This window comes from Photobacterium rosenbergii, from assembly GCF_033022775.1.
Lineage (GTDB): Bacteria > Pseudomonadota > Gammaproteobacteria > Enterobacterales > Vibrionaceae > Photobacterium > Photobacterium rosenbergii_A.
The window spans coordinates 324,480-350,652 of the sequence record NZ_JAWJZI010000001.1 but is presented as its reverse complement, the minus strand read 5'-3'; the positions used below and the strand labels follow the sequence as shown (position 1 = coordinate 350,652).

General features: G+C 43.7%; 29 protein-coding genes. 13 read left to right on the top strand and 16 right to left on the bottom strand.

The features are described from left to right. Positions 1–246: 246 nt before the first annotated feature. Both R2X38_RS01660 and R2X38_RS01655 read left to right on the top strand, forming a co-directional pair. Positions 247–735, top strand: coding sequence for a hypothetical protein (locus tag R2X38_RS01660; RefSeq protein WP_317520271.1), 489 nt, complete (start codon positions 247–249; stop codon positions 733–735). A gap of 206 nt (positions 736–941) precedes the next feature. After that, positions 942–2,162 carry a serine protease gene (locus tag R2X38_RS01655; RefSeq protein ID WP_317520270.1) on the top strand — a complete coding sequence of 407 codons (1,221 nt, stop codon included), beginning with the start codon at positions 942–944 and terminating at the stop codon, positions 2,160–2,162. A 45-nt stretch (positions 2,163–2,207) separates the two neighbouring features. On the opposite strand, the gene R2X38_RS01650 is transcribed toward R2X38_RS01655, so the two are convergent. Next, on the bottom strand, positions 2,208–3,494 hold the full coding sequence (locus tag R2X38_RS01650; protein WP_317520269.1) for a cytosine deaminase: 1,287 nt from the start codon (positions 3,492–3,494) through the stop codon (positions 2,208–2,210). Between the two features lie 11 nt (positions 3,495–3,505). Continuing rightward, the gene (gene codB / locus R2X38_RS01645) at positions 3,506–4,747 is read right to left on the bottom strand and encodes a cytosine permease (protein ID WP_317520268.1); all 1,242 of its coding nucleotides are present in this window, start codon (positions 4,745–4,747) and stop codon (positions 3,506–3,508) included. A 798-nt stretch (positions 4,748–5,545) separates the two neighbouring features. Between codB and R2X38_RS01640 the strand changes: the two genes are divergently transcribed. Further along, a complete protein-coding gene (locus R2X38_RS01640; RefSeq protein ID WP_317520267.1) occupies positions 5,546–6,211 on the top strand; it encodes a response regulator transcription factor in 666 nt (221 codons plus the stop codon). A 42-nt stretch (positions 6,212–6,253) separates the two neighbouring features. On the opposite strand, the gene R2X38_RS01635 is transcribed toward R2X38_RS01640, so the two are convergent. The 3 genes from R2X38_RS01635 to R2X38_RS01625 form a co-directional block, all read right to left on the bottom strand. After that, positions 6,254–6,517 carry an Lpp/OprI family alanine-zipper lipoprotein gene (locus R2X38_RS01635; protein WP_036821101.1) on the bottom strand — a complete coding sequence of 88 codons (264 nt, stop codon included), beginning with the start codon at positions 6,515–6,517 and terminating at the stop codon, positions 6,254–6,256. 177 nt (positions 6,518–6,694) lie between these two features. Then, positions 6,695–7,288, bottom strand: a complete 594-nt coding sequence (locus R2X38_RS01630; RefSeq protein ID WP_317520260.1) for an SCO family protein — start codon at positions 7,286–7,288, stop codon at positions 6,695–6,697. Further along, positions 7,285–7,767, bottom strand: a complete 483-nt coding sequence (locus R2X38_RS01625; RefSeq protein ID WP_317520259.1) for a hypothetical protein — start codon at positions 7,765–7,767, stop codon at positions 7,285–7,287. Before R2X38_RS01625 ends, R2X38_RS01630 begins: the two co-directional genes overlap by 4 nt. A gap of 331 nt (positions 7,768–8,098) precedes the next feature. On the opposite strand from R2X38_RS01625, the gene ansB reads away from it, so the two are divergent. Next, the gene (gene ansB, locus R2X38_RS01620) at positions 8,099–9,160 is read left to right on the top strand and encodes an L-asparaginase 2 (RefSeq protein ID WP_317520258.1); all 1,062 of its coding nucleotides are present in this window, start codon (positions 8,099–8,101) and stop codon (positions 9,158–9,160) included. A 58-nt stretch (positions 9,161–9,218) separates the two neighbouring features. Here the strand turns inward: ansB and R2X38_RS01615 are convergent, their stop codons facing one another. After that, on the bottom strand, positions 9,219–10,130 hold the full coding sequence (locus tag R2X38_RS01615) for a DUF368 domain-containing protein (RefSeq protein ID WP_317520257.1): 912 nt from the start codon (positions 10,128–10,130) through the stop codon (positions 9,219–9,221). A 315-nt stretch (positions 10,131–10,445) separates the two neighbouring features. On the opposite strand from R2X38_RS01615, the gene R2X38_RS01610 reads away from it, so the two are divergent. Further along, complete coding sequence (locus tag R2X38_RS01610; RefSeq protein WP_317520256.1) at positions 10,446–10,697, top strand: hypothetical protein; 252 nt, start codon at positions 10,446–10,448, stop codon at positions 10,695–10,697. Between the two features lie 203 nt (positions 10,698–10,900). Further along, positions 10,901–11,317, top strand: a complete 417-nt coding sequence (locus R2X38_RS01605) for a VOC family protein (protein WP_317520255.1) — start codon at positions 10,901–10,903, stop codon at positions 11,315–11,317. A 75-nt stretch (positions 11,318–11,392) separates the two neighbouring features. Here the strand turns inward: R2X38_RS01605 and R2X38_RS01600 are convergent, their stop codons facing one another. Then, complete coding sequence (locus tag R2X38_RS01600; RefSeq protein ID WP_317520254.1) at positions 11,393–11,563, bottom strand: hypothetical protein; 171 nt, start codon at positions 11,561–11,563, stop codon at positions 11,393–11,395. Between the two features lie 272 nt (positions 11,564–11,835). Beyond that, positions 11,836–12,147: a DUF3081 family protein gene (locus R2X38_RS01595; protein WP_317520253.1), complete on the bottom strand. Its 312-nt coding sequence runs from the start codon at positions 12,145–12,147 to the stop codon at positions 11,836–11,838. A 278-nt stretch (positions 12,148–12,425) separates the two neighbouring features. Between R2X38_RS01595 and R2X38_RS01590 the strand changes: the two genes are divergently transcribed. Then, positions 12,426–13,607, top strand: a complete 1,182-nt coding sequence (locus R2X38_RS01590; protein ID WP_317520252.1) for an amino acid aminotransferase — start codon at positions 12,426–12,428, stop codon at positions 13,605–13,607. A 103-nt stretch (positions 13,608–13,710) separates the two neighbouring features. Here the strand turns inward: R2X38_RS01590 and R2X38_RS01585 are convergent, their stop codons facing one another. From R2X38_RS01585 to R2X38_RS01575, 3 genes are all read right to left on the bottom strand, one after another. Continuing rightward, positions 13,711–14,514 (bottom strand): alpha/beta hydrolase, encoded by an 804-nt coding sequence (locus R2X38_RS01585; RefSeq protein WP_317520251.1) that lies wholly within the window; start codon positions 14,512–14,514, stop codon positions 13,711–13,713. A gap of 271 nt (positions 14,515–14,785) precedes the next feature. Next, complete coding sequence (locus R2X38_RS01580) at positions 14,786–15,157, bottom strand: NirD/YgiW/YdeI family stress tolerance protein (protein WP_317520893.1); 372 nt, start codon at positions 15,155–15,157, stop codon at positions 14,786–14,788. Positions 15,158–15,249: 92 nt separating this feature from the next. Further along, positions 15,250–16,017, bottom strand: coding sequence for a type II CAAX endopeptidase family protein (locus tag R2X38_RS01575; protein ID WP_317520250.1), 768 nt, complete (start codon positions 16,015–16,017; stop codon positions 15,250–15,252). Positions 16,018–16,289: 272 nt separating this feature from the next. Between R2X38_RS01575 and cobU the strand changes: the two genes are divergently transcribed. The 4 genes from cobU to R2X38_RS01555 all read left to right on the top strand — a co-directional run bounded on the left by cobU (position 16,290) and on the right by R2X38_RS01555 (position 19,533). Continuing rightward, a complete protein-coding gene (gene cobU / locus R2X38_RS01570; RefSeq protein WP_317520249.1) occupies positions 16,290–16,811 on the top strand; it encodes a bifunctional adenosylcobinamide kinase/adenosylcobinamide-phosphate guanylyltransferase in 522 nt (173 codons plus the stop codon). Continuing rightward, positions 16,812–17,435 carry a histidine phosphatase family protein gene (locus R2X38_RS01565; RefSeq protein WP_317520248.1) on the top strand — a complete coding sequence of 208 codons (624 nt, stop codon included), beginning with the start codon at positions 16,812–16,814 and terminating at the stop codon, positions 17,433–17,435. A gap of 10 nt (positions 17,436–17,445) precedes the next feature. After that, entirely contained in the window at positions 17,446–18,933 is a 1,488-nt protein-coding gene (locus R2X38_RS01560) for a cobyric acid synthase (RefSeq protein WP_317520247.1), read from the top strand. A 66-nt stretch (positions 18,934–18,999) separates the two neighbouring features. Further along, positions 19,000–19,533 carry a GNAT family N-acetyltransferase gene (locus R2X38_RS01555; RefSeq protein ID WP_317520246.1) on the top strand — a complete coding sequence of 178 codons (534 nt, stop codon included), beginning with the start codon at positions 19,000–19,002 and terminating at the stop codon, positions 19,531–19,533. 55 nt (positions 19,534–19,588) lie between these two features. Here R2X38_RS01555 and R2X38_RS01550 read toward each other — a convergent pair whose 3' ends face one another. From R2X38_RS01550 to R2X38_RS01535, 4 genes are all read right to left on the bottom strand, one after another. Beyond that, complete coding sequence (locus R2X38_RS01550) at positions 19,589–20,479, bottom strand: amino acid ABC transporter permease (RefSeq protein ID WP_317520245.1); 891 nt, start codon at positions 20,477–20,479, stop codon at positions 19,589–19,591. 27 nt (positions 20,480–20,506) lie between these two features. Beyond that, on the bottom strand, positions 20,507–21,316 hold the full coding sequence (locus R2X38_RS01545; RefSeq protein ID WP_317520244.1) for a transporter substrate-binding domain-containing protein: 810 nt from the start codon (positions 21,314–21,316) through the stop codon (positions 20,507–20,509). A gap of 93 nt (positions 21,317–21,409) precedes the next feature. Continuing rightward, positions 21,410–22,207 carry an amino acid ABC transporter permease gene (locus tag R2X38_RS01540; RefSeq protein WP_411184590.1) on the bottom strand — a complete coding sequence of 266 codons (798 nt, stop codon included), beginning with the start codon at positions 22,205–22,207 and terminating at the stop codon, positions 21,410–21,412. Between the two features lie 43 nt (positions 22,208–22,250). Next, entirely contained in the window at positions 22,251–22,988 is a 738-nt protein-coding gene (locus R2X38_RS01535; protein WP_317520242.1) for an amino acid ABC transporter ATP-binding protein, read from the bottom strand. 289 nt (positions 22,989–23,277) lie between these two features. Here R2X38_RS01535 and aroG point away from each other — a divergent pair, with 289 nt between their 5' ends. Continuing rightward, complete coding sequence (aroG, locus tag R2X38_RS01530; RefSeq protein ID WP_317520241.1) at positions 23,278–24,330, top strand: 3-deoxy-7-phosphoheptulonate synthase AroG; 1,053 nt, start codon at positions 23,278–23,280, stop codon at positions 24,328–24,330. Between the two features lie 298 nt (positions 24,331–24,628). On the opposite strand, the gene R2X38_RS01525 is transcribed toward aroG, so the two are convergent. After that, positions 24,629–25,147 carry a DUF4136 domain-containing protein gene (locus tag R2X38_RS01525; RefSeq protein WP_317520240.1) on the bottom strand — a complete coding sequence of 173 codons (519 nt, stop codon included), beginning with the start codon at positions 25,145–25,147 and terminating at the stop codon, positions 24,629–24,631. A 520-nt stretch (positions 25,148–25,667) separates the two neighbouring features. On the opposite strand from R2X38_RS01525, the gene R2X38_RS01520 reads away from it, so the two are divergent. Continuing rightward, positions 25,668–26,159, top strand: a complete 492-nt coding sequence (locus R2X38_RS01520) for a hypothetical protein (protein WP_317520239.1) — start codon at positions 25,668–25,670, stop codon at positions 26,157–26,159. Positions 26,160–26,173 lie beyond the last annotated feature (14 nt).

The window sequence follows — 26,173 nt, the reverse complement described above, 5'->3', positions numbered from 1 at the left end:
TCCAAGGAAGTGTAATGGTCTTAGTTACCATACAGGTAATTGTTCGGTTTATTATGCCATTTAATTCTGAGAAGAAAAGGAATGAAGATCAAGATCACATTACTCTCATTGACTTACGAACAAAAAATAGGCTAACTCGACGAGTAGGTAAAAATAATGCAACAAAAATGTAGGAGATATTATTTAGTTGGGACTAAGATCAAAGTGCCTATCCAAGCAGTTACAGAAAAATAAATAGGAAAATGTATGAAAAAGGCACTTTTTTTACTTTCAGCTTTAGCACTAATTGGTTGTGATGATGAGGATGTTGTAAACACAGTATCAGGCAATGCGGAAGTCTTTGCCGTTACCGGAGCTGAAATTGGGGGAGCGCAAGGTTATACCAGTGTTGATAGTCTGTTGAATGTATATCAAATCGAATTGCCTGACGAGTTTCCCTCGGGAACTGAAGAAACCTTGGATAATAGGTTAGGTTCATTAGGGATAGATATTGAAGGTACGGGCTGTGGGATAATTGATACCAGCGGTGATGTCTGTTTTGGTGCTGGCAGTGACACGGTATGTGTACCCGATGAAGTAACCAAGTTAGGTATTAAACTCTATAACATTGATATCGATGAAGTGAAACGCGCCTATGACAATGGTTTCTACCCCAAACTAGCTGCAGAACTGTTAGGCGATACGTATTCTGACTTTGATATTGAAAGAGTGAGTTGCTCAAGTATTGATTTGTAGTCGGTAAATATTAATAAGAGTAAGCCTTACGATGATTTTATTGGGGTTTACTCTCTTCCCCTCCGCTTAAAATAAACGGTATATACGTTTCATACTTATAGTTATATTTCATTAAATGCCTCGCATTTTACTTCTTCTCGTACTCTTTGATTTCGCCATTTTTGCTATTTTAACAAACGCCTATAGGGAAGAGATGGTGGAAATCGATGAAAAGGAAATGTATTGGTGTCCTTGCGGGTATATTGTTCAGTATGCCAACAATTGGGCATGCTGCTGATGTTGAAAGCTATGTGGTTGGTGGTACGCCGGTCAGGCCTGGTGATGATTTTACTTGGATGGCTTCATTAAGAAATACGACTGATGAAACTTCACACTTTTGTGGTGGTAGTATTGTAAATGATAGGTGGGTCCTCACAGCAGCTCATTGTGTGGTTCAAGGTGAAGTGGGCGGAGAGTTTACAATCCCCCCAAACAAGCTTGCCGTGATGGTTGGTGCCTTGGATACTGAAGTTATTGACCCTTCAGATTTATATCAAGTGAGTCATGTTGTTGTTCACCCAGATTATTCTCCTAATGCAGAAATCAATATTTCTGTTGATGAAGATGGTAAAGTAACAACTGAAGTACTTACGCTAGCATTAGATAACGATGTTGCTCTTCTTAGGGTAAATCGATCCTTTCCATTTCCTCGAGTAAGACCTCTCAAATTGGCTAGCAGCCAGACAGCAGATACCTTGGAGGATAACTTAACTATTCAGTGGAATGAAGATCGTCGTCCAGAGAATGTCATGGTCACTGGTTGGGGATCTACGAATAGTGATGGTACAGGTGTATCAAACACATTAATGTCTGCTGACTTATCATACTTACCGATAGCAGAATGCTTCAATTTGCTTGAAAGAGGCAATGATGAGCATGTCATTATCGATGGACCACAGAATAGAACGAAAGTATGTGCTTTACCTTCTGATGTTTTATTCGATGAAGAGGGGGAGTCACTTGGTTATGGCCCTGATTCTTGTAAAGGGGACAGCGGAGGTCCATTGGTAACTAAAGACTCTGATGGCAACTGGGTACAATTAGGTATTGTAAGTGGAGGGCCGATTGGGAGCCCACTTTGCGGTGCATACTTGCGGCCTGGATTCTACGCGAGAGTTGGAACGTACTATGACTGGATTGAGGAAAGAGTGGGTACAATTCCCGACAAACCAATCACTAATCCAGATTTTATCGAAGAATCAGCCCCAGATAGTGGTAGTGACAATGAGACAGGCGACGGAAAGACTGACCAGGAATGTGATCCTGACGTTTCAGGCATTAGCCCAAATAACTGTGCGCTTGATTCGGACGGAGGCGGCGGTACGGTAAGCTTCTTGGGCTTAGTAAGCTTGCTAACTATATTGTTGTTTCGGCGCGGTTACACTTAAGAACTATTAAAGCAAAACAGCCACCCCGGAGGGTGGCTGTTTTTGTTAGCGGCGGAAAGAAACGGCTTCTTTACCTTCTGCCAGCTCAATATGCGTAACTGCAGGCTGGGTTTCTGCAATGACGTTACCGGCACGAATAGAGTATCTCACTGGCACTTGGCGTCGCACTGCATCAAAGCCATTTTCTGCTGGAAGAATTAGTAGATTACCTGGCTTGCCTAATTCAATACCGTAACGGTTTTGAATGTTTAGCGTTGTTGCAGAGTTAGTGCTGATCAAGTCCAGAGATTGATTGATTTGCTCATAGCCCATTACCTGACAAACATGTAGCCCCATATGCAGAACCTGCATCATGTTAGCTGTTCCCAGTGGGTACCATGGGTCAAAAACATCATCATGGCCAAAGCAGACATTGATGTTTGAAGCGAGCATCTCCTTCACACGGGTCACACCGCGGCGTTTCGGATAATCATCAAAACGGCCCTGCAAGTGGATATTCACCAGCGGGTTGGCGACAAAGCTGATCCCTGACATTTTTAGAAGACGGAACAGACGTGAAGCATAAGCGCCGTTGTATGAGTGCATAGCAGTCGTGTGGCTTGCTGTTACCTTGTCACCCATTTCAAATTTATGGGCAAGAGCGGCAAGGGTTTCCACAAAGCGAGATTGCTCATCATCGATTTCGTCGCAGTGAACATCTATAAGGCGATCGTACTTACGCGCTAGCTCGAAAACATAATGAAGAGACTCTACACCGTACTCACGAGTAAACTCGAAGTGGGGGATAGCGCCGATTACGTCAGCACCTAGCTTAACGGCTTCCTCAAGCAGTTCTTTACCGTTTGGGTAAGACAAAATACCTTCTTGTGGAAATGCCACAATCTGGATATCAACCCATTCTTTCATTTCTTCACGCACTTCAAGCATTGCTTTTAGAGCAATAAGCGTTGGATCTGAAACGTCAACATGGGTACGGACATGCTGAACACCGTTAGCAATTTGCCATTTTAGTGTTTGTTTCGCGCGAGCTTTGACATCTTCGATCGAAAGCATGGACTTACGCTCAGCCCAGCGCTCGATGCCTTCAAACAAGGTGCCAGAAATATTCCAATTTGGCTCACCCGCTGTTTGGGTAGTGTCCAAGTGAATATGTGGCTCACAGAAAGGAGGTACAGCCATACCACCCTCGCCATCAAGTTCTGGACCGTTGAAATCAACCTGCTCGTCCATTGGCTTGATAGAATGAAACTTACCTTCGTTAATCAGTATCTGATGCAGGCCATCCTTGCCTTTGATGGTGACGTTTTTTATGAGCATATTTGAGGTTTGCATCTTAGTTGTCCTTACGCGTTACTTGCACAAGCTTCTGTTTCGCGGTTTAGCATCGGATTAAGGATAAGGTAGCTGATGGCACCGCCAAGTACGGCATTGATTGGAACAACACCTGGCAATAAGTTGCCAGCAGCGACACCTACCGCAACACCGATGATTGCAGCCCAGTTAACTGTTTTGAACTCGGCGTTTGCGAAATCTTTGTAACGATGACGGTTTTTAATGAAGTCTGCAATGATAATTCCACCGATTGGCGGAATCGCCGCCGACAAGAAGGTTAACCAACCAACGAAGTTATTGTAGAGCCATAGTGCACACAGGGTACCGATAAGGCCGTTAGCCATTGAAAGGTATTTGCTTGGCAGGCCGGTAACATTCGAGAAACCAAGGCCAGAAGCGTAAAGCGCATTGTCATTGGTGGTCCAAATGTTCAGGCCAAGTACAATAATCGCTGGGATTAAAAGACCTTGGGCAATCATTACCTCAGAGATATCAGACTGACCAGTAGCGGCGGCACCTGCGGCACCAAAAATGAACATTAGAGAGTTACCGATAAAGAAGGCGATCATCGTAACCATGACAGCACCCATTGGCTTTTTACCGAAGCGGACAAAGTCAGCAGTCAATGTACCGGCTGAAACGAAAGAGCCAACAACTAGCGCAAGTGCGGTTGAAAATTCGATAGGGTTTTCTGGTGTAATGGCTTTTAGGCCGTCAATACCGCCAGAACTGCCAACGGCTTCAAAAACCGAGTAGCCACCAAGTAAGGCAATGGCTGGAACAGCAATAGCAGAAAGCACCATCAATGCTGAAATGCCAAAGTATACCGTTGCTGTCATCAGCAAGCCTGACACCAGAATCAGAACGTTGGTATCAATGCCTGTAGCTTTCTGAACTGGAATGGCAAACATCGCGACCCCAACACCGAACCAACCGACCTGAGTACCGCCAAGAAGTAACGAAGGAAGCCAAGAGCCTTTAGAACCAAAAGAGAATCGAGCAAGAAGGTGAGTAGAGAGACCAGAAGAAGCGCCGATGTATCCGAGGAAGGAAGTGTAGATACCAAGAATGAGGTTACCAATGAGAACAGCGAGGAAGAAATCATCAAAGGAAAGCCCTGTTCCTAATGTGCCTCCTGTCCACATACTGGCTGAAAAGAAGGTCAGTCCCAGCATCACCATGGTCAGTGAAACTACTCCTTTACGTGCCGATTTCGGCACAGGCCCTAGACTGTAGTTGTTATCGCCAGCCATTGAAACACCTCTAACGTCATTAAAATAATAGTACTGATTTACAGATAAACGGCGCGTATTTTAGTAGATAAATAGAAGCTGTCAAATTTGTTTTGATGATATTTTTTATTGTTTGCAATGTTGTTTGTTTAAATGTATTTATAACAATGATTTACATTTTTTTGGTATGCGTGACTGTTAAAAAGGAAAACGTTTGTCTGGCGGTGTTTGATAGTTATTGTTGACAAAGAAAATCTAACAGCTACGCATTTCGTACTCTTAACGCAGATATCATAATTTTGCACTGTGTTGATTTATATGAAAACGATTTCTTTTCATAAAACCATAGCCTTAAGCGCTGATAATGGGCGAGCTTATGCTATTTAGTGTATTTTGGTGGTTAAAATCATGGTTACGCTCTATTTATGTGTTGTAATTGGTTTTTTTTAATGTTTAGTGGGGGCTTTTGGTTGATTGATGAAAGGTTAATATTTTTTGACGTTACTTGGGTGGAAAGTTACTCAAGCCTGTGGATAACTTTATTATCCACAAAACTTGTTAGTAACTCTGTGGGAAATGGTGGAGAGCTAATCCCCATGCTGGCTTCAGCAAAGTCAATACCTGTGTTCATGAAATCATTATAAAAACATCATGAAAAATAAAGGTTATTGACGCAGCTCAATTTTGCTTTTTTGCGAGAAAAGCCTGTGTATTTTGAACGCAATCAGTATCTGAGTGCATGTGTTAGCCTTGATTGCAGTAGATAGAGGCATGATAATGCTTCTCAAATGATAATGATTTCAATAAGTGTAGTATTTTGTGTCTAAGATCCTGGTTGTAGATGATGACATCGCTCTCTGTGAGTTACTTCAAGAGGTGCTCGAACAAGAAGGGTATGACGTTTATTGTGCACATTGTGGCAAGACAGGGCTTGCCTACTTGCAAGAGCAGCCTGTTGATTTAGTTTTGCTTGATGTCATGCTTCCACATATTGACGGAATGCAGATGGCCCGCAGAATATGCCAACGTTTTGCCACGCCAATTATTATGTTGACCGCTTTGGGCGATGAAGCCTCTTTACTTGATGGACTTCAAGCTGGCGCCGATCACTATATGGCGAAACCTTTTAAGGTGCCTGAATTGCTGGCAAGAATAAAAGCTACAATGCGTCGTGTTGGATTAGAAAAACAACGTGGCAGTAATGTACCAACAGACGTGGGTATCAATGAACAACTAAGACGTATTCCGTTAACGGGCACAGAAAGTGAATTGTTGGAATATCTTGTCAAGCATAATGGTATTGTTGTCTCTAAGGCTGAATTGCAAAAGGCAGTGCTTAAGAAAGAATTGAGCCCATTTGACCGTAATCTTGATATGCATATCAGCAACATTCGTCGCAAAATAGTTCAATCTGGATTACCAAAACAACATATAAAAACCGTAAGGGGCAAAGGGTATAGCTTCTTGGAAGTGGTTGGGGCGTGAATAAAATAAAAGAGTGACGCTAAAAAGCGCCACTCTTTGGTTTTACTTGCTGTAAGAACTAGCAATATTGTCGATACGCTGGTTAGCGCGCATAGCTTCTTGGTAAGCAGCGTCTGATGCTGCACGAGCATCGTTAACTGCACCAGCCATTTGATCTTGTTGGCTTTGTAACGCGCCTACCTGATCAGAGAGCATATCTACTTTATTGGTTAGTTGCTGCATTTGGTCAACTTCATCTGAGCTAGAACAACCGATAAGTGTTGCACTCAGAATAATACCGGTAAGGATAGATAATGAACGGTTCATTTTTCTTTCTTCTCCTTTGTTTGCCACTACAGACTGTTCGATAAAAGTTTCAGTCGGCAAATTCATTATGGCAGAAGTTGCGCAAATTGCTGCTTAAAGTGAAGAAAGAGTCAGATTTTTTTCTCTCAAAGATGAGAAAACCCGCCTGAGCGGGTTTATTTATGCGGAGTGTAGAAATTATGCAGGTGTGTTCTGAGCGGCAAGGATTCGGTTGATAGCATCGACCAATATATTCGGGTTAAGGGTATGTTGCACTTTTTCAACCAGAGTGCCATCGGCTCGGAGGAAATAAAAATACGAGCTATGATCTACCGCGTATTCCAATGCTGAGTTTTCAAGCTCTGTTCGCATGTATAACACGCCATATTTTTCGGCCAGCGCTTTTGTCTGATTAGCACTTCCTGTCATACCTATAATTTTTTTATGGAAATACTGTGCATATTGAGCACTCTTTTCAGGCGTGTCGCGTTCGGGATCTAAAGTGATAAATATCGGCCACAGTTTATTAATTTTCTGATCATCGATCTGTTTCAAGGCGGCTGATAAGACGGCAAGTGACGTCGGACACACATCGGGGCAGTGGGTGTAGCCAAAATAGATCACCCGAATTCGTTCATCTTCCGGGTTGTATAAATCTACGTTGTCTTTCCCGCTTTTTAAAAGGTTAATAGGTTCACTGGTTTGTGCCACAGGTGGTTGGCGATCAACAATCACGCTGGTGATAAATCCAGCCGTCAAGGCAAGCGCGAGTATAATCCATTGATATTTCACTTGATCATCCTTATTGAAACATTAACTGGTTGTTCTGAGCTATTGGCTGGTGGTGTGATCTTTCCTTGCCAGGTCATTTCGTCAGAGACGCAAAATGGTAATACCAATTCTCCAGAATAAAGGTCGGTACCTATTTGTCGAACGAGTTTTTGTCGGTAGACCCCCATCATCATTTCTTGGCCTTCAAGGGTCAGCATCAGTGTATCTGTCTCGGATGGCAATGATGGCCACTCTATTTGAATTTTAGCCGCTTCCATCGGTCTGATGATATTTCTATCTAACTTAATGTTCGTTCCATCGATGGCACAGTTCTTATTACTCAACAGGCAGTAAGTGTCTGCTGAGTCAATGTTGTTGACTGTACCGTAGTTGCTGACCATTACTTTGAGCTTTGGAAATCCGTAATGGAAAAAAAAGTAGCTCCCTGTAAAAGCAACGAGAGCAAGTAAAACATCTCTATAACGTTTACTGCGTACCACTTGCTGTATCATCCCTCTGTATTGAGCCGATTTGTGAATGTTATCACTGACTTGGTTAAGGGAATCGAACAGATGTTGATTTTTGTGAGGAGGGTACGAGTTGCCAAAGCTGATACTGATTGTAGGTTGTTAATCATGTGATGGGATGTTAGCAACTGTTTGTAAGGTATAGAAAATCGGTTAACCTCTTGAGCTCACTCACCGAATGTGTAATTAGGATCACTTTTTTAATATTATAAAAGGTGATGTATACCACAAAAGTATTATCCATTTGGAATAGTATTTCATTCATTGAGTTTATGTTGAAATAAATCACTATAAGGTAATGACAATGAAGAAGAATGCTGTATCTGTAGGTATGTTCTTAGCTGGTATGTGTCTTAGCTCTTTTAGCTTCGCGGGTGATCTTCCAAATATCAAAATTCTAGCAACTGGTGGCACTATTGCCGGTGCAGGGCAATCAACTACTGAATCAAACTATACAGCTGGTAAAGTAGGGGTAGATGCGCTGATTGAAGCGGTACCTGAAATGACAAAACTTGCGGATATTTCTGGCGAGCAGGTTGTAAGCATCGGCTCACAAGACATGAACGATGAAGTGTGGCTGAAGCTGGCAAAACGCGTAAATGAGCTACTTGCTAAAGACGATGTCGATGGGGTAGTAATTACCCATGGTACAGACACTATGGAAGAAACTGCATACTTCCTTGATCTAACAGTTAAAAGTGATAAACCTGTCGTGCTTGTTGGGGCAATGCGCCCGTCCACAGCAATGAGTGCTGATGGCCCGGTAAACTTGTACAACGCTGTCGTGACAGCAACAGATACTGAGTCGACTGGGCGCGGTGTTTTAGTGGCGATGAATGACACTGTCTACGACGCACGTGATGTAACCAAGACAAATACAACAGCAGTGAATACATTCCAGTCGCCAAACACCGGCGCGTTGGGATATATCCATAATGGTGATGTGAAATACCAGCGTAGCCCAGAGCGTAAGCACACAACTGAGACTGTGTTTGATATTTCAAAAGTCGATAGCTTGCCGAAAGTCGGTATTGTCTATAACTACGCCAATGCTACTGCTCTGCCTGTGACAGCGATGATGGAAGCGAACTATGACGGTATCGTCAGTGCGGGGGTGGGTAACGGTAATATGTATCACACCATTTTTGATGAGCTAGCGAAGGCGAGCAAAGAGGGCACAATGGTCGTGCGCAGTTCGCGTACTGCTTCTGGTTCAACAACATTGGATGCAGAAGTCGATGATGACAAATACGGTTTTGTTGCCGCGGGGTCATTGAATCCTCAGAAAGCGCGGATCCTTCTAATGCTGTCTCTTACTCAGACGCAGGACTACCAAGACGTCCAGAAGATGTTCCAGTATTACTGATCTCCAAATTCGTGACTTGATAACAAAAGAAAGCCGCCAGTTGGCGGCTCTCTTGTTGTTATTTATCTGCAACTTTTTCAAGTCCCCAGACCAAACCTATGCCGAGTACCATCGCCACAATTGCGTAGCCAAGTAAGGCTGGTTGACCTGTAACATGTTCGAAGCTGAATGGAGACAGGTTTTGTTCAATCAAAGGCACTTGTTCACCGCTAGAGTTTATTCTCCAAGTTAACGTTTCTTTCCAAGGCCAAATCTTGCTCAATGTTCCAATCATCAAACCAGTCAGGAAGGTTAGGGCGATATCTCGGTAGTTTCGCAGCACCCAAGATAAGACATGTGAGAATGTCAGAAGCCCAATCACACAGCCACAAGCGAATAAGCCTAGTGTGATGATATCCAACGACTTTGCTGCACCTAGAATTGGCGCGTACATGCCTAGCAGAAGAAGAATGAAGCTACCGGAAATACCGGGCAAAATCATTGCGCAGATGGCGATAGAGCCAGCTAGCAAGATATTAAAGTAAGTCGGTTCCAGTGTAAGAGGGTGTAATACCGTGATGCCATACGCGAATATGGCACCGGCAATCGCTGCAATAATCCGTGATGGACCCCAGTGACTGATCTGTTTGAACATATGGATCACTGAAATAATGATCAAGCCAAAGAAGAATGACCAGAGAGGGATAGGATGAGTGTGAAGCATCCAAGTGATGAAGCGCGCTAGGGTAAAGATGCTGGTCAGGATCCCTGACAGCAATAAGATCAAGAAGGTACCATTTATGTGACTGAAGGCCGCTTTAAATCCATCTTTGCGCCAGATGCCAATCAGGCTAGGATTAACGCGTCGAATGCTTTCGAGAAGCGTGTCATAAATACCCGTAATAAATGCGATTGTTCCGCCAGAGACGCCAGGGACAACATCAGCGGCCCCCATTGCCATCCCTTTAAGGAAAGTAAACACTTTGCTCATACTTTTCCGTTAGTTACCGATAAGAAATCAACTGGCGCTATTATACCTACAATGAGTGAAAAAAAAGTGTTTTCCTGCTGTTTGTACTAATTTCTAGGCTGAGGGCAGAATCGAATAAACGCCAGCTTGTTTAGTGTAAAGCTGGATAAGTTAAAGTAAGAGCAGCCAAGTACTTCAGGATTTCAATGATTGTTTGCCACAATCGCAGATTGTGATGCCGGTGCCTGATTGTTTTTTAAACTGTGACATGTGCAGAAAAGCCCTTAAATAAACCGTGAGATTATGGCTTCAGTGAAATAAAAGTGGAGTCTGATTATGTACCGTGATTTATTAGAAATCCCTGCAGAGCATCAGTTTGTCCGTACTGATATGAAGTGGGATATAGGGAAAAAGCAAGACATTGATACCTTTTGGTATGATGAGAAAAAGGCGACAGGCGAGGTCGTGGCTAAATACATAGTGAAAGTGACTAAGTATATCTATCCGCCAAAAAAATCTGACATTAGCTTCAAAAAGTACTCAGCAGATGCACTGTCTCTTCTCGCCTCCGGTGAGTTATCGCATTAAACAATAGTTACAACACGTTTTATGAAGTGGTCTTCGGGCCACTTTTTCATAAGTAATAGGCGTTTCAAATAGAAGGTATACATCTCCATAGGAATGAGCACTTAGGCTGAGTATGTGACAGATGTCAAGGAATGTAGGACGTCACTATTAACCTTGTTGAATAAGATTTGTCTGAGGAATAAACTAACCAAGTAGCAAGTTAAATGGAGTTTAATTTCAATATGATACCGCAAGATTCGACATTACGAGTGGTCAGACCAACTGATAACGTATCCCAAATTTCAACCATGTACCGACAGGCACTTGGTTTTGATTTACTCAAGCAGTTTGAGGATTATGATGGTTTTGATGGTGTCGTTCTGGGGCATAAGCATCACCCATATCATATCGAGTTTGTGCACAAAATTGGCTCTGAAGTTGGAGGGGCACCCAGCCAAGAACACCTGTTGGTGTTTTATGTAGATTGCAGCCAAGCTTGGGAAAGAGCTTGCAGAAAAATGATAGACGCTGGTTTCGCAGTCGTTGAGTCAAGTAACCCGTATTGGGAGCAAGTTGGCAAGACATTTGAAGATCTCGATGGATATCGAATAGTGCTGCAGAACCGCGATTGGGACTTCTAAACCGGTAGTTTGATTGACATAGAGTAAAGCTCAAGTTTAAAACTTGAGCTTTTTTAATTCATTAGATTTAAAACATTAATGTTTCTGGCGTGCGAGAGATTCGTAAGCCGATTTAAACATTAAGGTAAAACCTGCTTGTGTCAGTTCTTTTGCTGAGACTTCTGCTTTTTCTAGTCGACGATAGCACTCATCCAGAGCAAGAAGCACTGTATCTACTTGATTGTTTTTTAACTGTTGTAGTTGCATGACATTATTCCCATCAAGATAGCTTGCCAATTAGATGCTGTTGAAACCTTTATTCCTATAAAGCATACCGCTGCCCACATGAATAAAATCTGAACAAGCTTGTTCGTTTATTGAACATTGCAAGGAATCAACAAAATAATAATAGAAACCGGATGTTAGTCATCTGTCATGGCAATGTCAGGAAATTGTCAGAAAGGTGGTTGCTAGCAAAAAAAAGCTGCGCAATTTCAGTGAGATGGAAATTGCGCGTTTTGAATTGTGGTAACGATGGATTAGTAATTCTTATCAATTTCTTCCAGTTTATGAATGAACTCCTGGATCTGAACTTCATTATTGTTGTGAAATTCAGTTGTAGTCTGGTTGATGACTGACTCAGGGTCTTCATTCATGGTATGGAAATGGTAGGTGTTATGAAAGTTGATATCCAAGGTGACTTTGTCATCGGCAAGGCTGACAGAGTAACCATCAGGTGATTCGGTACACTTGATATCTTCTAACTGACTACCAAATTCTATATTGTGACCCTGACTTTTAATTTTCTCATAGACACTAAGCAGGGTGCGGACATCGACTCTGTTTTTCATCTTGGCCTCCATCATGTGCTAATGGTGCATGTTCATGCAGGTTTTATACAAAGCATGTTAAGTATACCAAACGAAGTTTTCCTACCTTAAATTTAGGTGTTTACTCTCAATCTGCAATAGAACTGATGAAAGGTTTATTCTAGATCAATTAATGCTATGGATGGGCCTCACATTATTGAATTTTAAAGAAATTGAAAATGTTGAAAATTCATGATGACGTAATAGAAATGAAGTGGTAGCTTGAAAGGTATGAACGACAACTAAACGGAATTTTAATCATGTTTAAGCAACTTGCCGAAGCGCAGCTTGATCCTATTCTTTCGCTTTCTATTGCTTATCGCGACGATCCCCGAGAAGAAAAAGTAGATCTTGGTATTGGTGTTTACCGCAACAGTCAGGGTGAGACCCCTATCATGCAAGCGGTAAAATTAGCGCAGCAGCAAGTACAAGCTAGCCAGAAGACGAAGGCTTATGTTGGCCTAGCTGGTAATGAGCAATTTAATCAGTCCATGATGGATTTGCTTTTGACTGGTACATCCGCTAAACCGCGTGCTGCAGCTGTACAGACCCCAGGTGCCAGTGGCGCCTTAAGAATGCTGGCAGATTTAATCCACCTAGCTGAGCCTGAGACAACCGTTTGGATTTCCAACCCAAGCTATGTTAATCACAAGCCAGTGATGGAAGCTGCAGGCTTACAAGTTCGCTATTACCCTTACTTCGATACGGTGACTAAGCAAGTAAATAGCGAAGCCATGTTGGCTGAGTTGGCAAAAGCTGGCCCTAAAGATGTGGTTTTGCTCCACGGTTGCTGCCATAACCCAACAGGTGCTGATATCTCATTTTCTGCCTGGCAGGCTATAACGGCATTGGCCAACAAGAATGGTTTCATGCCATTCGTTGATATTGCTTATCAGGGCTTTGGTGACGGTTTAGAGCAAGATGCTGCTGGTTTGCAGTATATGGCAGACAACATTGAAGAAATGGTTATCGCGACCTCATGTTCCAAGAATTTCGGCCTATACCGTGAACGAACAGGTGCCGCTATTTTGGTAGGGGAAACTCTACAGGAAGCACAGAAGGCGAAAGGACGTATACTAAACCTTGCACGTTCTACCTACACGATGCCACCAGATCATGGTGCGGCTCTCGTGTCGACGATTTTAAATGATGCATCTCTAACGCAAACGTGGAAACAAGAGCTAAATGAAATGCAACAGCGCTTGTTGACGTTGCGTGCCGGCCTAGTAGATGAAGTTCAAGCGTTAGGCTCGAATCAGTTTGATTTCATTCAGCAGCATAAGGGGATGTTCTCAGTGACAGGGCTTTCTCCGGAGCAAATCGCTCGTTTGCGTGATGACTATGCAATTTATGCTGTCGGTGATGGACGTATCAACATTGCAGGTCTGCAAGAGCAACACTTAGGCTACTTGGCCAAGGCGTTGGTATCAGTTTCTAACTAACATCAGCCTAGCTCTTGCCCAGATAAAAAATGGCCAGTCGAAGACTGGCCATTTTTCTTTTGAGGGTTGGAGAGCTAATTCATTCTCTACCAAAGTGAGTTGGTTAAGCGGCTAGGGTATGGCGCTGTATAAACTCGATAGAATGATGGTTGAACTCATCAGGGCGCTCAACGTTACAAACGTGGCCACAGTCCTCGAACTCGGTGAGATAGCTGTGCTCATGTTTATTAACCATTTCTTTAACGGGTTTGATGAACATGTAGTCATTCCCACCCATTAAATACAAGGTCGGAATTGGTAGCTCCTTTTCCTTGAAATACTTCATGACCGGATTGACGTCTGCAGCAAGTTTGAACCAGCGTTTGAACTCATTCTGACAGAGCTTCTTAGCGTCATTAACGAACATCAAGCGGGATTCTTTTTGTGTTTTCTGTGGCATGACAATATAAGCGAACAGCTTATAAAGCCACATATACGGAATGAAGTGCTTACACATATTCCCAGCAGTAATAAGTACTTGGGATCGGGTATTCAAACGCGTGACTGCACCACCAAGAACCATGGTTTTTACTCTGTCTGGTGCAAGCTCTGCCAGGTTACGGATAATGATGGTGCCTAAGGAGATACCAACAAAATGGGCAGATTGGATCTTAAGGTGATTTAGCACCTGCACGATATCCGTTGTGACAGATTTAAACGTGTAAGGGTTTTTAATCATGTCCTGGAACATGTTGTTAGAGCGACCGTGGCCTCTTAGATCGAGCAGGAGCAAGTTGAAATGCTGCTTATAGGCCTTAATCTGCTTGAACCAGATGGAAGAACTGCCACCTGCACCATGAACAAATACAACCCAGTCCTTGCTGGTTGGGTGAAGGTAAGTTTTATGAAACAACAAAGTATCTGACATGTATCGACTCATTTTGGTTTTCTGCAGGCATTATAACACGGTGCCCCCTAAGACTTAGCTCCGATGTGTGAGGCTTTGTAAACTGAAGGCTTAGGGAAAAATTAACTTATTGATAGTGAAGTTAATGATAAATATTGAAACCTCATTATTGTGATTTATGTCACACCTTGGTGGCAGTGATGCTGGAGGCTTGTACGACAAATAGCAGAAAACGGCATAACCGTTTGGTTATACCGTATAATTGTGTGGAGCGATAACCCCTTGCTAGATGTTAAAGCAGCTGTAATCGGTCGACTTCGATTTCAGGAGTATTACCGCCTTCGTACTCACCGTATAGTCGCAGTCTTGTGGTGGCGTTAATTGCTGCAGGCATCTTGATATCGTCATCTATCTCAACTTGGATCTCTTTTGTTCCATCGCTGAAAATAAACGTATCTGCGTTGATTTGTTTGATCAGTTGGCCTTCTACAATCGCCTCTTTCTCAGTAAACATGCTGCTATCTTGAAGAAGCTCAGCAATGCTCACGGTTTCTACTGGGCCAGAGTAATTCAATGTACTTTCGTTTTTGTCATGGTCACCAGCAAATGCAGCGGTTGGCAGAATGATAGCGGCAGTTGCGATAGCAATAACAGTTTTCTTGATCATAATTCGGTCTCCTTGTGTTGATGGTTCTATTAAACAACACGGGTTCTGAATTAATGATGAGGTACCTATTCAGAAATGGTTCATATCATTTAATTAGCCATCGGGTAGGTGAAAAATAAAAGATGAACTAAGTTAAAGCCGAAGTGAATCAAGACAGCAAATATCAAACGGCCCGTCCAGTAATACGTCAGGCCGTACAATAGCCCTGCAAGGGCAGCGATAGCGATGAATATTCCGCCCCCGGCAAAATGAGCGATACCAAAGAGGAAACTGGCAAGAAAAATACCAACAAAAGGGTTGAAGCGTTTGGTCAAGCCATTTTGGATATAGCCTCGGAACAAAGCCTCTTCAGCGACACATGTAAATACTAGGTTGTTGATTACAAATACCCACAACCAAGTTGGTAGCGAGAACTCTGGCTCAACAATACCCACTCCCCATGCAACTAAAGGCAGGGCGATGAAAAGTGCGGCCAGTATAAATTTTTGAGTTAATGGTAATTGAGTTAGAGATGTTTTAGCCGATGATATAGGACTGGTGCGCTTTAGCATATCAGGCATGAGCAGCAACAGAGCGAAAACAATAAGCGGCTTGTCGAGGTTCAGGTACAGAGTAAAGGGGATACTGCCTGATCCAGTTAAGGCTTTGTCGAGTACGAGTAAATTGTCAAAACCAGGTACTAGATGGAGTACTAGAGCGCCAGCCCAGAGTATGACTACGGAGTGGCAAGCGATTTTATAGATACCTGTTTGCCGTTGCCCCAGTTTGGCAATCCCGAGTCCGATAGCGATAATGACCAGTGCGATTGGCGAAATTCGTTCAAGAACAAATGCAACTAAGCCAGTGGTAGCCAGCAAAAGCGGCCAAACTTTTGCCCGGATAAAAACGGATAAAACAGCAATGGCAAGAAGTAGCCAAATCAGGCCGTCTGGCCATAGGTCATTAAGATGAAACATAGTATTTTAAGTTGAGTTGAGCGTTATAATGGTTACAACCATGGTAACTAAAAAAAACTGTGTTTTCATTGCGATAATGGTGAAAATACAGCGCATTTGAAAGTGAGCAGGAACAACGTCTCATGAGGAATAATCTTCATGAATCTCTTGCTTGCGAACAGAAAGGTTAATGAATGACAACGGAGTTTGTGCTGGGCGGTGCCCGCTCGGGAAAAAGCAGTTATGCTGAGTCACTTGCCCAAGCGAGTGGAAAAGCTATCGTATATGTTGCGACGGCAACAGGCGGTGATGTTGAGATGGCCGAGCGAATTGAGCGTCATCAGAAAGACCGTCCGAACAGTTGGCGTGTAATCGAAGAGCCCCTCGCTCTTGCGAAAGTGATCACCGAGCTTTCTACAAAAGAGAATTGTTTGCTGGTGGACTGCTTAACGTTATGGTTGACCAACTGCCTGTTTAACCAAGATTACGCCATTGATTGGCAGCAGCAAAAAGGTGAATTTCTTGCGGCATTGAAACAGGCGCCAGGGGAGATCATTCTTGTTAGCAATGAAGTCGGGCAGGGTATTGTCCCTATGGGCGAGATGTCGAGACGGTTCGTTGATGAAAGCGGCTGGTTACACCAAGCTATAGCTAAGCAGGTTGAGAAAGTAACTTTCGTGACAGCAGGGATCCCACAGCACTTGAAGGGGGCGTAGATGGCTCAATGTGTAACAACGAGGGTCGATATCTTGCGCCACGGTCTACCGGAAGGCCACGGCTGCTTGAGGGGACACACTGACTTTCCTATCACCCATACCGGTTTAGCTCAGATGCACAGTGCCGTAAAAGGGTTGAATGATGTTGAGCAGGTGATTGCCTCGCCTTTACAGCGCTGTAGTGATTTTGCGGATGTTTTTGCTCAGCAGTTTACTTTGCCTTGCCAGCATTTAAATCATTGGAAGGAAATGGACTTTGGTGAATGGGATGGCCAAAGTCATGATAGCTTATGGCAACAGCATGGTGCGTTATTAGAACAGTACTGGCAAAACCCTTGGCTATCGACACCGCATGGCGGCGAAGCCCTTAAACATTTTGATATGCGTATCCAGCAGGCTTGGGGCCATCTTCTTGAAAACTATTTAGGGAAGAAAATCTTACTGGTGACTCATGCGGGTGTCATGAAGCAGCTCATGCGTATTTTGTTGGAGATGCCTGAAACGACCAGCTATCTCCATCGGGTAGATCTACCTTACGCAGCGCGTTACCGTGTCATAGTTACAACCGATAAGAATGGCTTGCACTGGCCTCAGATCCAGTGGCCGATCGAACAACAGTATTAAGCGAGAGCAAATGCAATCAACAATGAAAGCTTTGATGGTTCAGGGCACAACATCAGATGCAGGCAAAAGTGTTTTGGCTGCCGGTTTATGCCGAGTACTGGCTAGAAAGAACATTAAAGTAGCGCCTTTCAAATCGCAGAACATGGCCTTAAACAGCGCCGTGACCAAAGACGGCGGTGAAATAGGGCGGGCACAAGCTGTTCAGGCTCAGGCGAGTATGATTGAGCCAACCGTGCATATGAACCCTGTACTGTTAAAACCGAACACAGATATCGGGGCGCAGGTAATCGTTCAGGGTAAAGCATTGGCAGACATGGATGCTGTGGGGTACCACAACTACAAAAAAGTCGTGCTTGGCCCGATAATGGAATCCTTCAACATTCTTCAGCAGGAATATCAAACTGTCATCATTGAAGGTGCAGGAAGTCCTGCTGAAGTCAATTTGCGCGAAAACGACGTTGCCAATATGGGCTTTGCTGAAGAAGCCGATGTGCCAGTGATCATTGTTGCTGATATCGATCGTGGAGGCGTTTTTGCTCACTTATATGGCACCCTGGCGCTGCTATCAGACAGCGAGCAGGCAAGGGTCAAAGGCTTTGTCATTAACCGTTTCCGTGGTGATATCAAGTTATTGGAATCAGGCCTGGACTGGCTAGAGCAGAAAACCGGTAAGCCAGTGCTTGGAGTTTTGCCTTATCTCCACGGTTTAATGCTTGAGGCAGAAGATGCCATTGATGTTCAGCAAGTTGATGCCGATGGGGATCAACTTCGGGTATCGGTACCGGTGCTAACGCGTGTAAGTAACCATACAGACTTTGATCCACTGCGCATGCATCCCCAAGTAAATCTACAATTTATAGGTAAAGGGCAGCAAATTCCGCCATCTGATCTTATCATTATTCCAGGGACTAAAAGTGTTCGTAGTGATCTGGACTACCTTAGGGAGCAAGGGTGGGATCAGCAAATTGCCCGTCATCTTCGTCTAGGCGGTAAGGTGATGGGTATTTGTGGTGGTTACCAGATGTTGGGTGAAGCCATTGCAGATCTCGACGGCATTGAGGGTGAGCCGGGAACAAGTCGTGGCTTGGGATACCTAGCGGTATCGACAGTATTAGCGCCACATAAGCAGCTCAAACAGGTATCAGGCAACTTAACAATGCCTGAGCAGCAAAGTGTGCCGGTAAGAGGATATGAAATCCATGCTGGTGTGACCGAAGGTGTGGGTGAAGATGCGCCTATCTGTTTAGCTGATAATGTTGACGGAAAACTTGGGGTAGATGGTCAGGTGTTTGGTACCTATCTACACGGTATTTTCGAGCAGCAAGAAGCTTGCGATGCGATCTTGAGCTGGGCGGGACTGGCCGCGACCTGTACACCAGACTTTGACTTGATCAGAGAACAAGGCATTGATCGTGTTGCCGATATGCTTGAAGAGCACATGGAATTTGACAAGCTATGGCCGGAATGGGCAGAGCATTTTAGCAACAAGGGGAGCTAATTTCTCCTTTTGTAAACCTAGAGCCTAGTGTGAGGAGCGAACTAGGCTCTCTCAAGAGGGATGAATATGATTTTAGATGTTTCACCGAGTATTAAAACTCTTCGTCTATACACTAGGCCATGGGGTGAAGACGACCTTGCTGGTTTGTACCGGATAATGTCCAATCAATCAGTTCATACTTTCACGGGAGAAGAACCTTGGTCTGAAGACAAGGCAAGGCGCGAGCTGCAAAAGTATCACATTGAGCCATCTGTGCCTGATGGTCAACGTGGTTATTTTAACTGCCCGCTTATACTCTCTGACGGTCATACCCTAATCGGTCGAGTTGGATTGCATCCCTATGGAGATAATGATTCGACAGCAAAAATTGAATGGGTGATCTGTGAAGATCATTGGCATCAAGGCTATGCGACAGAAATTGGAAAAGCGATCCTTGAGTACGGTTTTCAAGAGGCGGGTTTCCACAGCATTATCGGGTTTACTTGTGTGCGAAATATGTCGGCACGCCAGGTGATGAAAAAAATAGGGATGGAACATATTGGTGACCGAGAGCTTCACAACAGAAAGCTCAGTGTCTTCCAAATAAAGAGGGAGCCTTGAATCGACTCCCTTATTTTTGCTGTGATGATTGTATATGTGGCTGAAGTCGCCTTCATCAAGGTTGATAGTGTTTTTGTGAACGTTTTTCTAAGTGGCTAAATAGAACAGATAAGCCAAGGCACAGGAAAAGGTACCCCGCACCGACCAAGAGCCAGATCTCAAATATCAAACCTGAAGAGTTGGCGATTTCGCTGCCAACAAAAGTGAGCTCTTGGATAGATATTAACGAGATAATGGAGGAGTCCTTGACCAAGGAAATAAATTGACCTGCGAGTGGTGGAACAATACCACTTAATGCCTGAGGGAAGATAACATAGCGGAATCGGTCAATTGGAGATAACCCAAGCGAGTTAGCGGCTTCCCATTGACCTTTTGCAATAGCATCAATACCTGAGCGGACTATCTCAGCAATATATGCCGCTGCGATTAGACCGACACATAAGATCCCTGAGAATAAGTTCTCCCATAATTTTGCCGGACCAAACAGTACAGACTGCCAATGGCCGATTTCACTGGGTGTATTTCTAAATACGGTGTCTAAACCTAAAACCGGGATCAGTTGGCTCGAAATAAAGAAGTAAAAGATGAACACAAAAACTAATGGTGGGATGTTTCTCACCAACTGGATGTAGGCTTGCGCTGGTAGTCGTAAGAAAAACCATGTGGAGCGGCGGGCCAAGCCAAGTAGCATACCCAGTACGCCGGCAAACACCATTCCCCACAAACTCAGGCGCAATGTGGCAAGCAGCCCCTGAAAAAAATAAGGTAGTTCACCATTTCGGCCTGGTGTCATTATCAAGCTAAACGCTTTTTCCCAGTTCCACTGGTAGTGAATCCCGGCAGAAGAGCGATACCACAACCAGCCAATGGCAATGGCAATTAGTGCCAGCAGAAAGGCATCAAGCTTGTTCAGTTTTAAATTAGCCGGGAATTTAATTCCCGGCATGTTTTGTGACTTTGAATGCGACAACGCTTATTGTCCTTCTGCGATCTGGTCTTCCCAGTCAAGGGTGGTGAACCAGTAGTCGTGTCGCTCTTTCAGCCAACCGTCTTCGGTACGAAGTAAAATCCAGTTGTTGAAGAAATTAAGTAGATCAAACTCCCCATGGCGAATTGCAAATGCTTCCGAACCACGACTCAGACGTTCTTCGAAAGGAATATAGAGTTTGTCACTATACTGAATCGCCATGTGTTCGGGTTTTGGTGAAGAGGCTAGTGCCGCGTGCGCATTACCATTAAGTACTTCCTGGAATGCTTGTGCTTCATCATCAAACTGACGTAATTTCGCTTTTGGGAAATACTTCTTTGCAGTTTGTACTGTGAAAGCGCCTCGACGGACAGCTAAGGTTACACTGCGCTTGTTGTAGTCTTCAAAGCTTGTTTTGTCTGCAGCAAGCTCTTTATGCGCTGCAAGCTGTACCCCTGAATGAGCATATGGGCTAGTAAACAATACGCTCATGTTACGTTCGGGGGTAATGGATAGGCCACCGATGATGACATCAAATTTACCGGCAAGTAGGGCTGGAATAATTCCATCCCACGCTGTCGGGATGAATTCAACTTTTAGCCCTGCATCTTTCGCCAAACGGCGAGCAACATCAACTTCAAAACCGACAAGCTCTCCTTGTTTATCTCTCATTGCCCAAGGGACGAATGTTGAGAGCCCAACACGAAGTGTCCCGCGTTCTTTGATTTCAACCAGTGCACTTTTATCGGCGGCTGTTGAGACAGAGGCTATCGTTAGCGCCATAACAGCAATAAATGCTGAGAGTAATCGTTTCATGCTTCCTTTCTCCTAATTGACCATTTTCTAAATGACTGTTGATACATAGTACTGATAGTTGTTTTGGTGATAGCTCTTTTGGTAATTGCTCTGTTAGTGTGACGGAGTATCTAACCTGTGTGCTAACCAAGCGGCAAAGCCTGAGAGTGTAAGGGTGACAACAAGGTAGATACCTGCAACGGTAAACCATACCTCGAAGGGCATGGCCGTATCAGCGACAATATTCCTACCCTCTGTGGTCAAATCAAAGATGGCCATTACGCTGACTATTGATGAGTTTTTAACAAGTGAAACCCCTTCATTTGTCAAAGGTGGCAAGACTCTCTTAATGACTTGCGGCAAGATGACAAAACGATAACTATCAAAAACCGAGAGGCCAAGGCTGTCACTGGCTTCAAACTGTCCGCGATCAATGCTGGTTAGGCCTGCTCTGAAAATTTCTGCGGTATAAGCGCCTTGGAAAAGTGATAACGCCAATACCGCAGTTGTAAATCTTTCTAGTCCAAGAACTGGGCCAAAGACAAAATAAAGTAGGTAAACCTGAACCAGTAAAGGGGTATTACGGATAAGCTCGATATAACCCCTGGCAACAGTACGGCCCACAACAGAGTCAGACAGCCGAAGTAGGGCAGTAGTCAAACCTATAGCTAAAGTGAAAAATAAGCTAACGGCTGAAATTTCAAGTGTTACTCTTAAGCCTTCTAATAATTCCGCTGGAAACCATTGGCCATCTTCAACAAACCACAAATACTGTGGTATCCGATACCATTGCCAACGGTAGTTCATCGCATCGGCACCGGTTTCCAGTAACCACAGTAAAAACATAGCGACAAGACCCACTTGCAATAACCCTGAGAAGAAAGGTTTGGAAATACGCCCCATCGTTTTCATTATCTGTGATGAACTAACTACGTTCTGAATCATCATGCCACCCTTAATAACTCAGAATTTGCTCTAAGAACATTTGGGTTCTTGGGTGTTTTGGGGAATCAAACAGTTGAGAGGGGGGAGCAATTTCAACAATTTCACCTTCGTCCATAAAGACTACGCGGTCAGCAACTTTTTTAGCAAAGCCCATCTCATGGGTGACACAAATCATGGTCATCCCTTCATCAGCAAGTTCTGTCATAACATCCAAGACCTCGCGGATCATTTCCGGATCGAGCGCGGATGTTGGTTCATCAAAAAGCAGGATATTAGGCTTCATGCAAAGCGAACGGGCAATAGCTACACGTTGTTGTTGTCCACCTGAAAGCTGTGAAGGGTATTTATCCGCTTGATGGGCAATATGAACGCGTTCAAGGTACTTCATCGCCAATTTGTCGGCTTCTTGCTTGCTCAGCTTTCTAGTGCGGCGAGGCGCGAGAGCAAGGTTTTCCAATACCGTCATGTGAGGGAATAGGTTGAAGTGTTGAAACACCATGCCCACTTGTCCACGAATACGTTTGAGATGTTGTGCATTTAATGGTTGGCCTGCCACCTCTAATTGACCATCATTGAACTGCTCTAGGCCATTGATACAACGTATTAAAGTAGATTTTCCCGACCCGGATGGACCACATATGACGAGTTTTTCCCCTCGCTGTATGTTGAGGTTAATATTCTTCAGTGCCTGGAAATCTCCATACCACTTATTGATGTCTTGAAACGAAATTACAGTTTCTTTGGTCATCCAGACCGCTCCAAAGAGAAGGTGTTTATTTGACTATGCTATTGCTTTGTAAAGAGGAATTCAAAGATATGGAGTGATTATAGAGTGATAACTGTGAAATTATTCTGATTACGCATCATGTTGATTAATAAATAGCCGTTATGAAAAAAAATCACCAAATTGGTCAATTAGCGTTTGCACTGCACATAAAAGACAGATAAGTTTATGTCAATTGGATTCGAAATATACTGTCAACAAAGTCTGTAATTATTAGTTTACAGCTGACAAGTGCGTAAATTAGGAAGTAACAATGCATAAGACCGATGATGTTCGCATTAGCGAAATAAAAGAACTTCTCCCTCCTGTCGCGGTACTGGAGCGTTTCCCTGCAACAGAAAATGCGTCTGAAACGGTATATCAAGCTCGTCAATCAATTCACAATATTCTCAACGACGAAGATGATCGCCTGCTGGTAATCGTTGGCCCATGTTCTATTCACGATACCAAAGCTGCTTTGGAGTACGGCCAGAAGCTAAAAGCGCTGCGTGAAGAGCTAAAAGGCGAGCTAGAAGTCGTTATGCGAGTTTACTTCGAAAAGCCACGTACAACTGTTGGCTGGAAAGGTCTGATTAATGACCCGTACATGGATAACAGCTTTAAGCTAAATGATGGTCTACGCATGGGCCGTAAGCTTCTGCTTGACCTAACTGATATGGGTGTACCGACAGCAGGTGAGTTCCTTGATATGATCACGCCGCAGTACATGGGTGATTTGATCAGCTGGGGTGCAATCGGTGCACGTACCACAGAATCACAGGTTCACCGTGAACTGGCTTCGGGCCTATCTTGTCCGGTAGGCTTCAAGAACGGTACCGATGGCAACATCAAGATCGCAACCGATGCGATTGGTTCAGCGAGTGCTCCGCACCATTTCCTATCAGTCACTAAGTATGGTCACTCTGCGATTGTATCGACTGCCGGTAATGAAGACTGTCACATCATTCTACGTGGCGGTAAAGAGCCTAACTACAGTAAAGAGCATGTTAACTCGATTACTGATCAGCTTGAGAAAGCCGGTTTGCGCCAGAAGGTGATGATCGACTTCAGCCACGCAAACAGCCTAAAGCAGTTCCAGCGCCAGTTACTGGTTTCTGAAGATGTAGGTAGCCAGATCGCTGAAGGTAATAAAGCTATCTTTGGTGTGATGATCGAAAGTCACCTTGTAGAAGGCCGCCAGGATATCGTAGAAGGCCAGGAGCCCACTTACGGTCAAAGTATCACAGATGCTTGTATTGGTTTTGGCGACACAGAGAAAGTACTACGTCAACTTGCGGAAGATGTGAAGAAGCGCCGCGAGAAGTAATTTCAGTCAAATCAATTTGAATCTATAAAGTAAGGCCAGTAGGGATAGTCCTGCTGGCTTTTTGCATAAATGAGAGACTTATTATAATTTCTTTCATATGTTGCATATAAATATTTTTAGTGTCTACATCTCAAGGAAGAGGCGTGGTAGATGATAAGAATTATTACAACATGGTTGTTTCGTTTTAGTAATAGTGACTAGCAGGTTCTTCAACTTCTTAACTAGCTGCTTTATTATGTTGAATAAGGAAGGGAATGGATGGGTGAAATTTTTAATTAAGCTTTAAAATTTGTGGTTATTATTGCGGGGGGTATTCTTTAAACATTTCATTGATTTGGTTATCAATGAATGATTTTCGAGATGAGGGAGTCATTGTTTCGGTAAGTCTTCGTTGCGACGTCGAACGCCAAATAACATTATTGGTTTCGGTGTCAATGAGCTCCACAATTATTTTACCGTACCGATATTCTCTAATCTGTGTTGGTGTGGAATAAGCAACACCAACACTTCGATGCCTGTATCCAAATCCAAATGATGTACCGTAGGTTTGAAAATCACTTTGTTCGACGATGGAATGCCTAACTAATAAGTCAGCATTATCATTCACACCCGTTAACCCTTTAGTATAAAGTTGTGTAGCAATGGCATCTTCAATTCTTTTTCCATCGAGCGTGGTGGCTTGGGTAGTAGAGAAGGTCGCAAACTCATAGGTTTTGTAATTGTTGTAGTTCACTGCACTATTAAAGTCAGTAACAACATCCTTAGTACAACCGATATTAATTAATATAAAAAACAGTAATATTAATTGCTTAGCCATACTTTCACCTATAAGTATTAGATGCAGGTGTGTATAAATCTCACAACGCGTCTTCGCTGATAATAAAGCCGTCATTAAACTCAACAGAAATGGGCGATTCATTTTTCAGCTTTTCTTGTAAATGCAAGCTGTGAGGAAATTGACAGTAAATCTCATATTCCTTATGCAATCCATTGTCTAAAAAAGCGTCCAATACCTCGGCAGTATCAGCGATTAATAGTCTCGAATGAGGTTCTAAGTACATATCTGGCTCACATCACACTTTGGGCTTGTTCTCATAAAAGCATAGCTTAGCAAGGGGTATTTGCTCATTGCTTGCTGATACTGGGAGGAGATGCATCTATTACTGCGTAGTCCAAGAAGGGTCTCAAAAGACTTAGTGCTTAGTGTTGCAAATGGGTTAGAGGGAAAGATAAATCCTCACTATGCTTAATGAAGTGGCATTAATGCGTAACCCTCTGACATTAAACGCCTCATTTCTGAGGGAGTCGGATGCAGTAGTTAACATGAAGGTGCGGATATGGGGAAAGCAGGTTTGGCATTATTTAGCTGTGTTTTAGTAAGTGCCTGTACTAGCCAACATTACTCAAAGCCTGTGATCGATGAAAATAAAGACATTGCCAGTTTATCGGCGCAGTACGTGAATGCAACACGTGGTGGCGGATGGGATTTTACCTCACTTTTTCCCAGTAAGGTTTATCACCCTCGTGACGGGTACATCTATTACAACCGCCTTTGGTGTTTGGACAAGGGGAAAGGCTCAATAGATGAGTTCCAGCACTTTATCGCTGATGTCTGTGACAGCAAGGGAGGGGAAATGGATGTAGATTGGTGTATCTCAGGTAGTCATTCCTATCCGTTATTCAGAGCTTCAATTGAGCCAACAGGGACAACCTGTACTGGTGGTGATGTAGCAGTAAGTGTTGAGACTATTGAACCTATATCTTCTTCGACGTCTTCTGAATGGCGACTCTATGCTGAAAAAAAAGGATTTGAACCGCCACAAAGATGAAGACTCAATGCGGT

What these genes read in the sequence shown, in the direction of transcription:
- R2X38_RS01615 (WP_317520257.1), bottom strand. Translation starts at nt 10,130, where the DNA reads ATGAGCAAAGTGTTTACTTTCCTTAAAGGGATGGCAATGGGGGCCGCT.
- R2X38_RS01585 (WP_317520251.1), bottom strand. Translation starts at nt 14,514, where the DNA reads ATGTCAGATACTTTGTTGTTTCATAAAACTTACCTTCACCCAACCAGC.
- R2X38_RS01600 (WP_317520254.1), bottom strand. Translation starts at nt 11,563, where the DNA reads ATGCAACTACAACAGTTAAAAAACAATCAAGTAGATACAGTGCTTCTT.
- R2X38_RS01525 (WP_317520240.1), bottom strand. Translation starts at nt 25,147, where the DNA reads ATGGCTAAGCAATTAATATTACTGTTTTTTATATTAATTAATATCGGT.
- R2X38_RS01565 (WP_317520248.1), top strand. Translation starts at nt 16,812, where the DNA reads ATGGCTCAATGTGTAACAACGAGGGTCGATATCTTGCGCCACGGTCTA.
- R2X38_RS01535 (WP_317520242.1), bottom strand. Translation starts at nt 22,988, where the DNA reads ATGACCAAAGAAACTGTAATTTCGTTTCAAGACATCAATAAGTGGTAT.
- R2X38_RS01560 (WP_317520247.1), top strand. Translation starts at nt 17,446, where the DNA reads ATGCAATCAACAATGAAAGCTTTGATGGTTCAGGGCACAACATCAGAT.
- R2X38_RS01655 (WP_317520270.1), top strand. Translation starts at nt 942, where the DNA reads ATGAAAAGGAAATGTATTGGTGTCCTTGCGGGTATATTGTTCAGTATG.
- R2X38_RS01610 (WP_317520256.1), top strand. Translation starts at nt 10,446, where the DNA reads ATGTACCGTGATTTATTAGAAATCCCTGCAGAGCATCAGTTTGTCCGT.
- R2X38_RS01660 (WP_317520271.1), top strand. Translation starts at nt 247, where the DNA reads ATGAAAAAGGCACTTTTTTTACTTTCAGCTTTAGCACTAATTGGTTGT.
- codB (WP_317520268.1), bottom strand. Translation starts at nt 4,747, where the DNA reads ATGGCTGGCGATAACAACTACAGTCTAGGGCCTGTGCCGAAATCGGCA.
- R2X38_RS01555 (WP_317520246.1), top strand. Translation starts at nt 19,000, where the DNA reads ATGATTTTAGATGTTTCACCGAGTATTAAAACTCTTCGTCTATACACT.
- R2X38_RS01520 (WP_317520239.1), top strand. Translation starts at nt 25,668, where the DNA reads ATGGGGAAAGCAGGTTTGGCATTATTTAGCTGTGTTTTAGTAAGTGCC.
- R2X38_RS01635 (WP_036821101.1), bottom strand. Translation starts at nt 6,517, where the DNA reads ATGAACCGTTCATTATCTATCCTTACCGGTATTATTCTGAGTGCAACA.
- cobU (WP_317520249.1), top strand. Translation starts at nt 16,290, where the DNA reads ATGACAACGGAGTTTGTGCTGGGCGGTGCCCGCTCGGGAAAAAGCAGT.
- R2X38_RS01550 (WP_317520245.1), bottom strand. Translation starts at nt 20,479, where the DNA reads ATGCCGGGAATTAAATTCCCGGCTAATTTAAAACTGAACAAGCTTGAT.
- R2X38_RS01595 (WP_317520253.1), bottom strand. Translation starts at nt 12,147, where the DNA reads ATGAAAAACAGAGTCGATGTCCGCACCCTGCTTAGTGTCTATGAGAAA.
- aroG (WP_317520241.1), top strand. Translation starts at nt 23,278, where the DNA reads ATGCATAAGACCGATGATGTTCGCATTAGCGAAATAAAAGAACTTCTC.
- R2X38_RS01650 (WP_317520269.1), bottom strand. Translation starts at nt 3,494, where the DNA reads ATGCAAACCTCAAATATGCTCATAAAAAACGTCACCATCAAAGGCAAG.
- R2X38_RS01545 (WP_317520244.1), bottom strand. Translation starts at nt 21,316, where the DNA reads ATGAAACGATTACTCTCAGCATTTATTGCTGTTATGGCGCTAACGATA.
- R2X38_RS01540 (WP_411184590.1), bottom strand. Translation starts at nt 22,207, where the DNA reads ATGAAAACGATGGGGCGTATTTCCAAACCTTTCTTCTCAGGGTTATTG.
- R2X38_RS01605 (WP_317520255.1), top strand. Translation starts at nt 10,901, where the DNA reads ATGGAGTTTAATTTCAATATGATACCGCAAGATTCGACATTACGAGTG.
- ansB (WP_317520258.1), top strand. Translation starts at nt 8,099, where the DNA reads ATGAAGAAGAATGCTGTATCTGTAGGTATGTTCTTAGCTGGTATGTGT.
- R2X38_RS01590 (WP_317520252.1), top strand. Translation starts at nt 12,426, where the DNA reads ATGTTTAAGCAACTTGCCGAAGCGCAGCTTGATCCTATTCTTTCGCTT.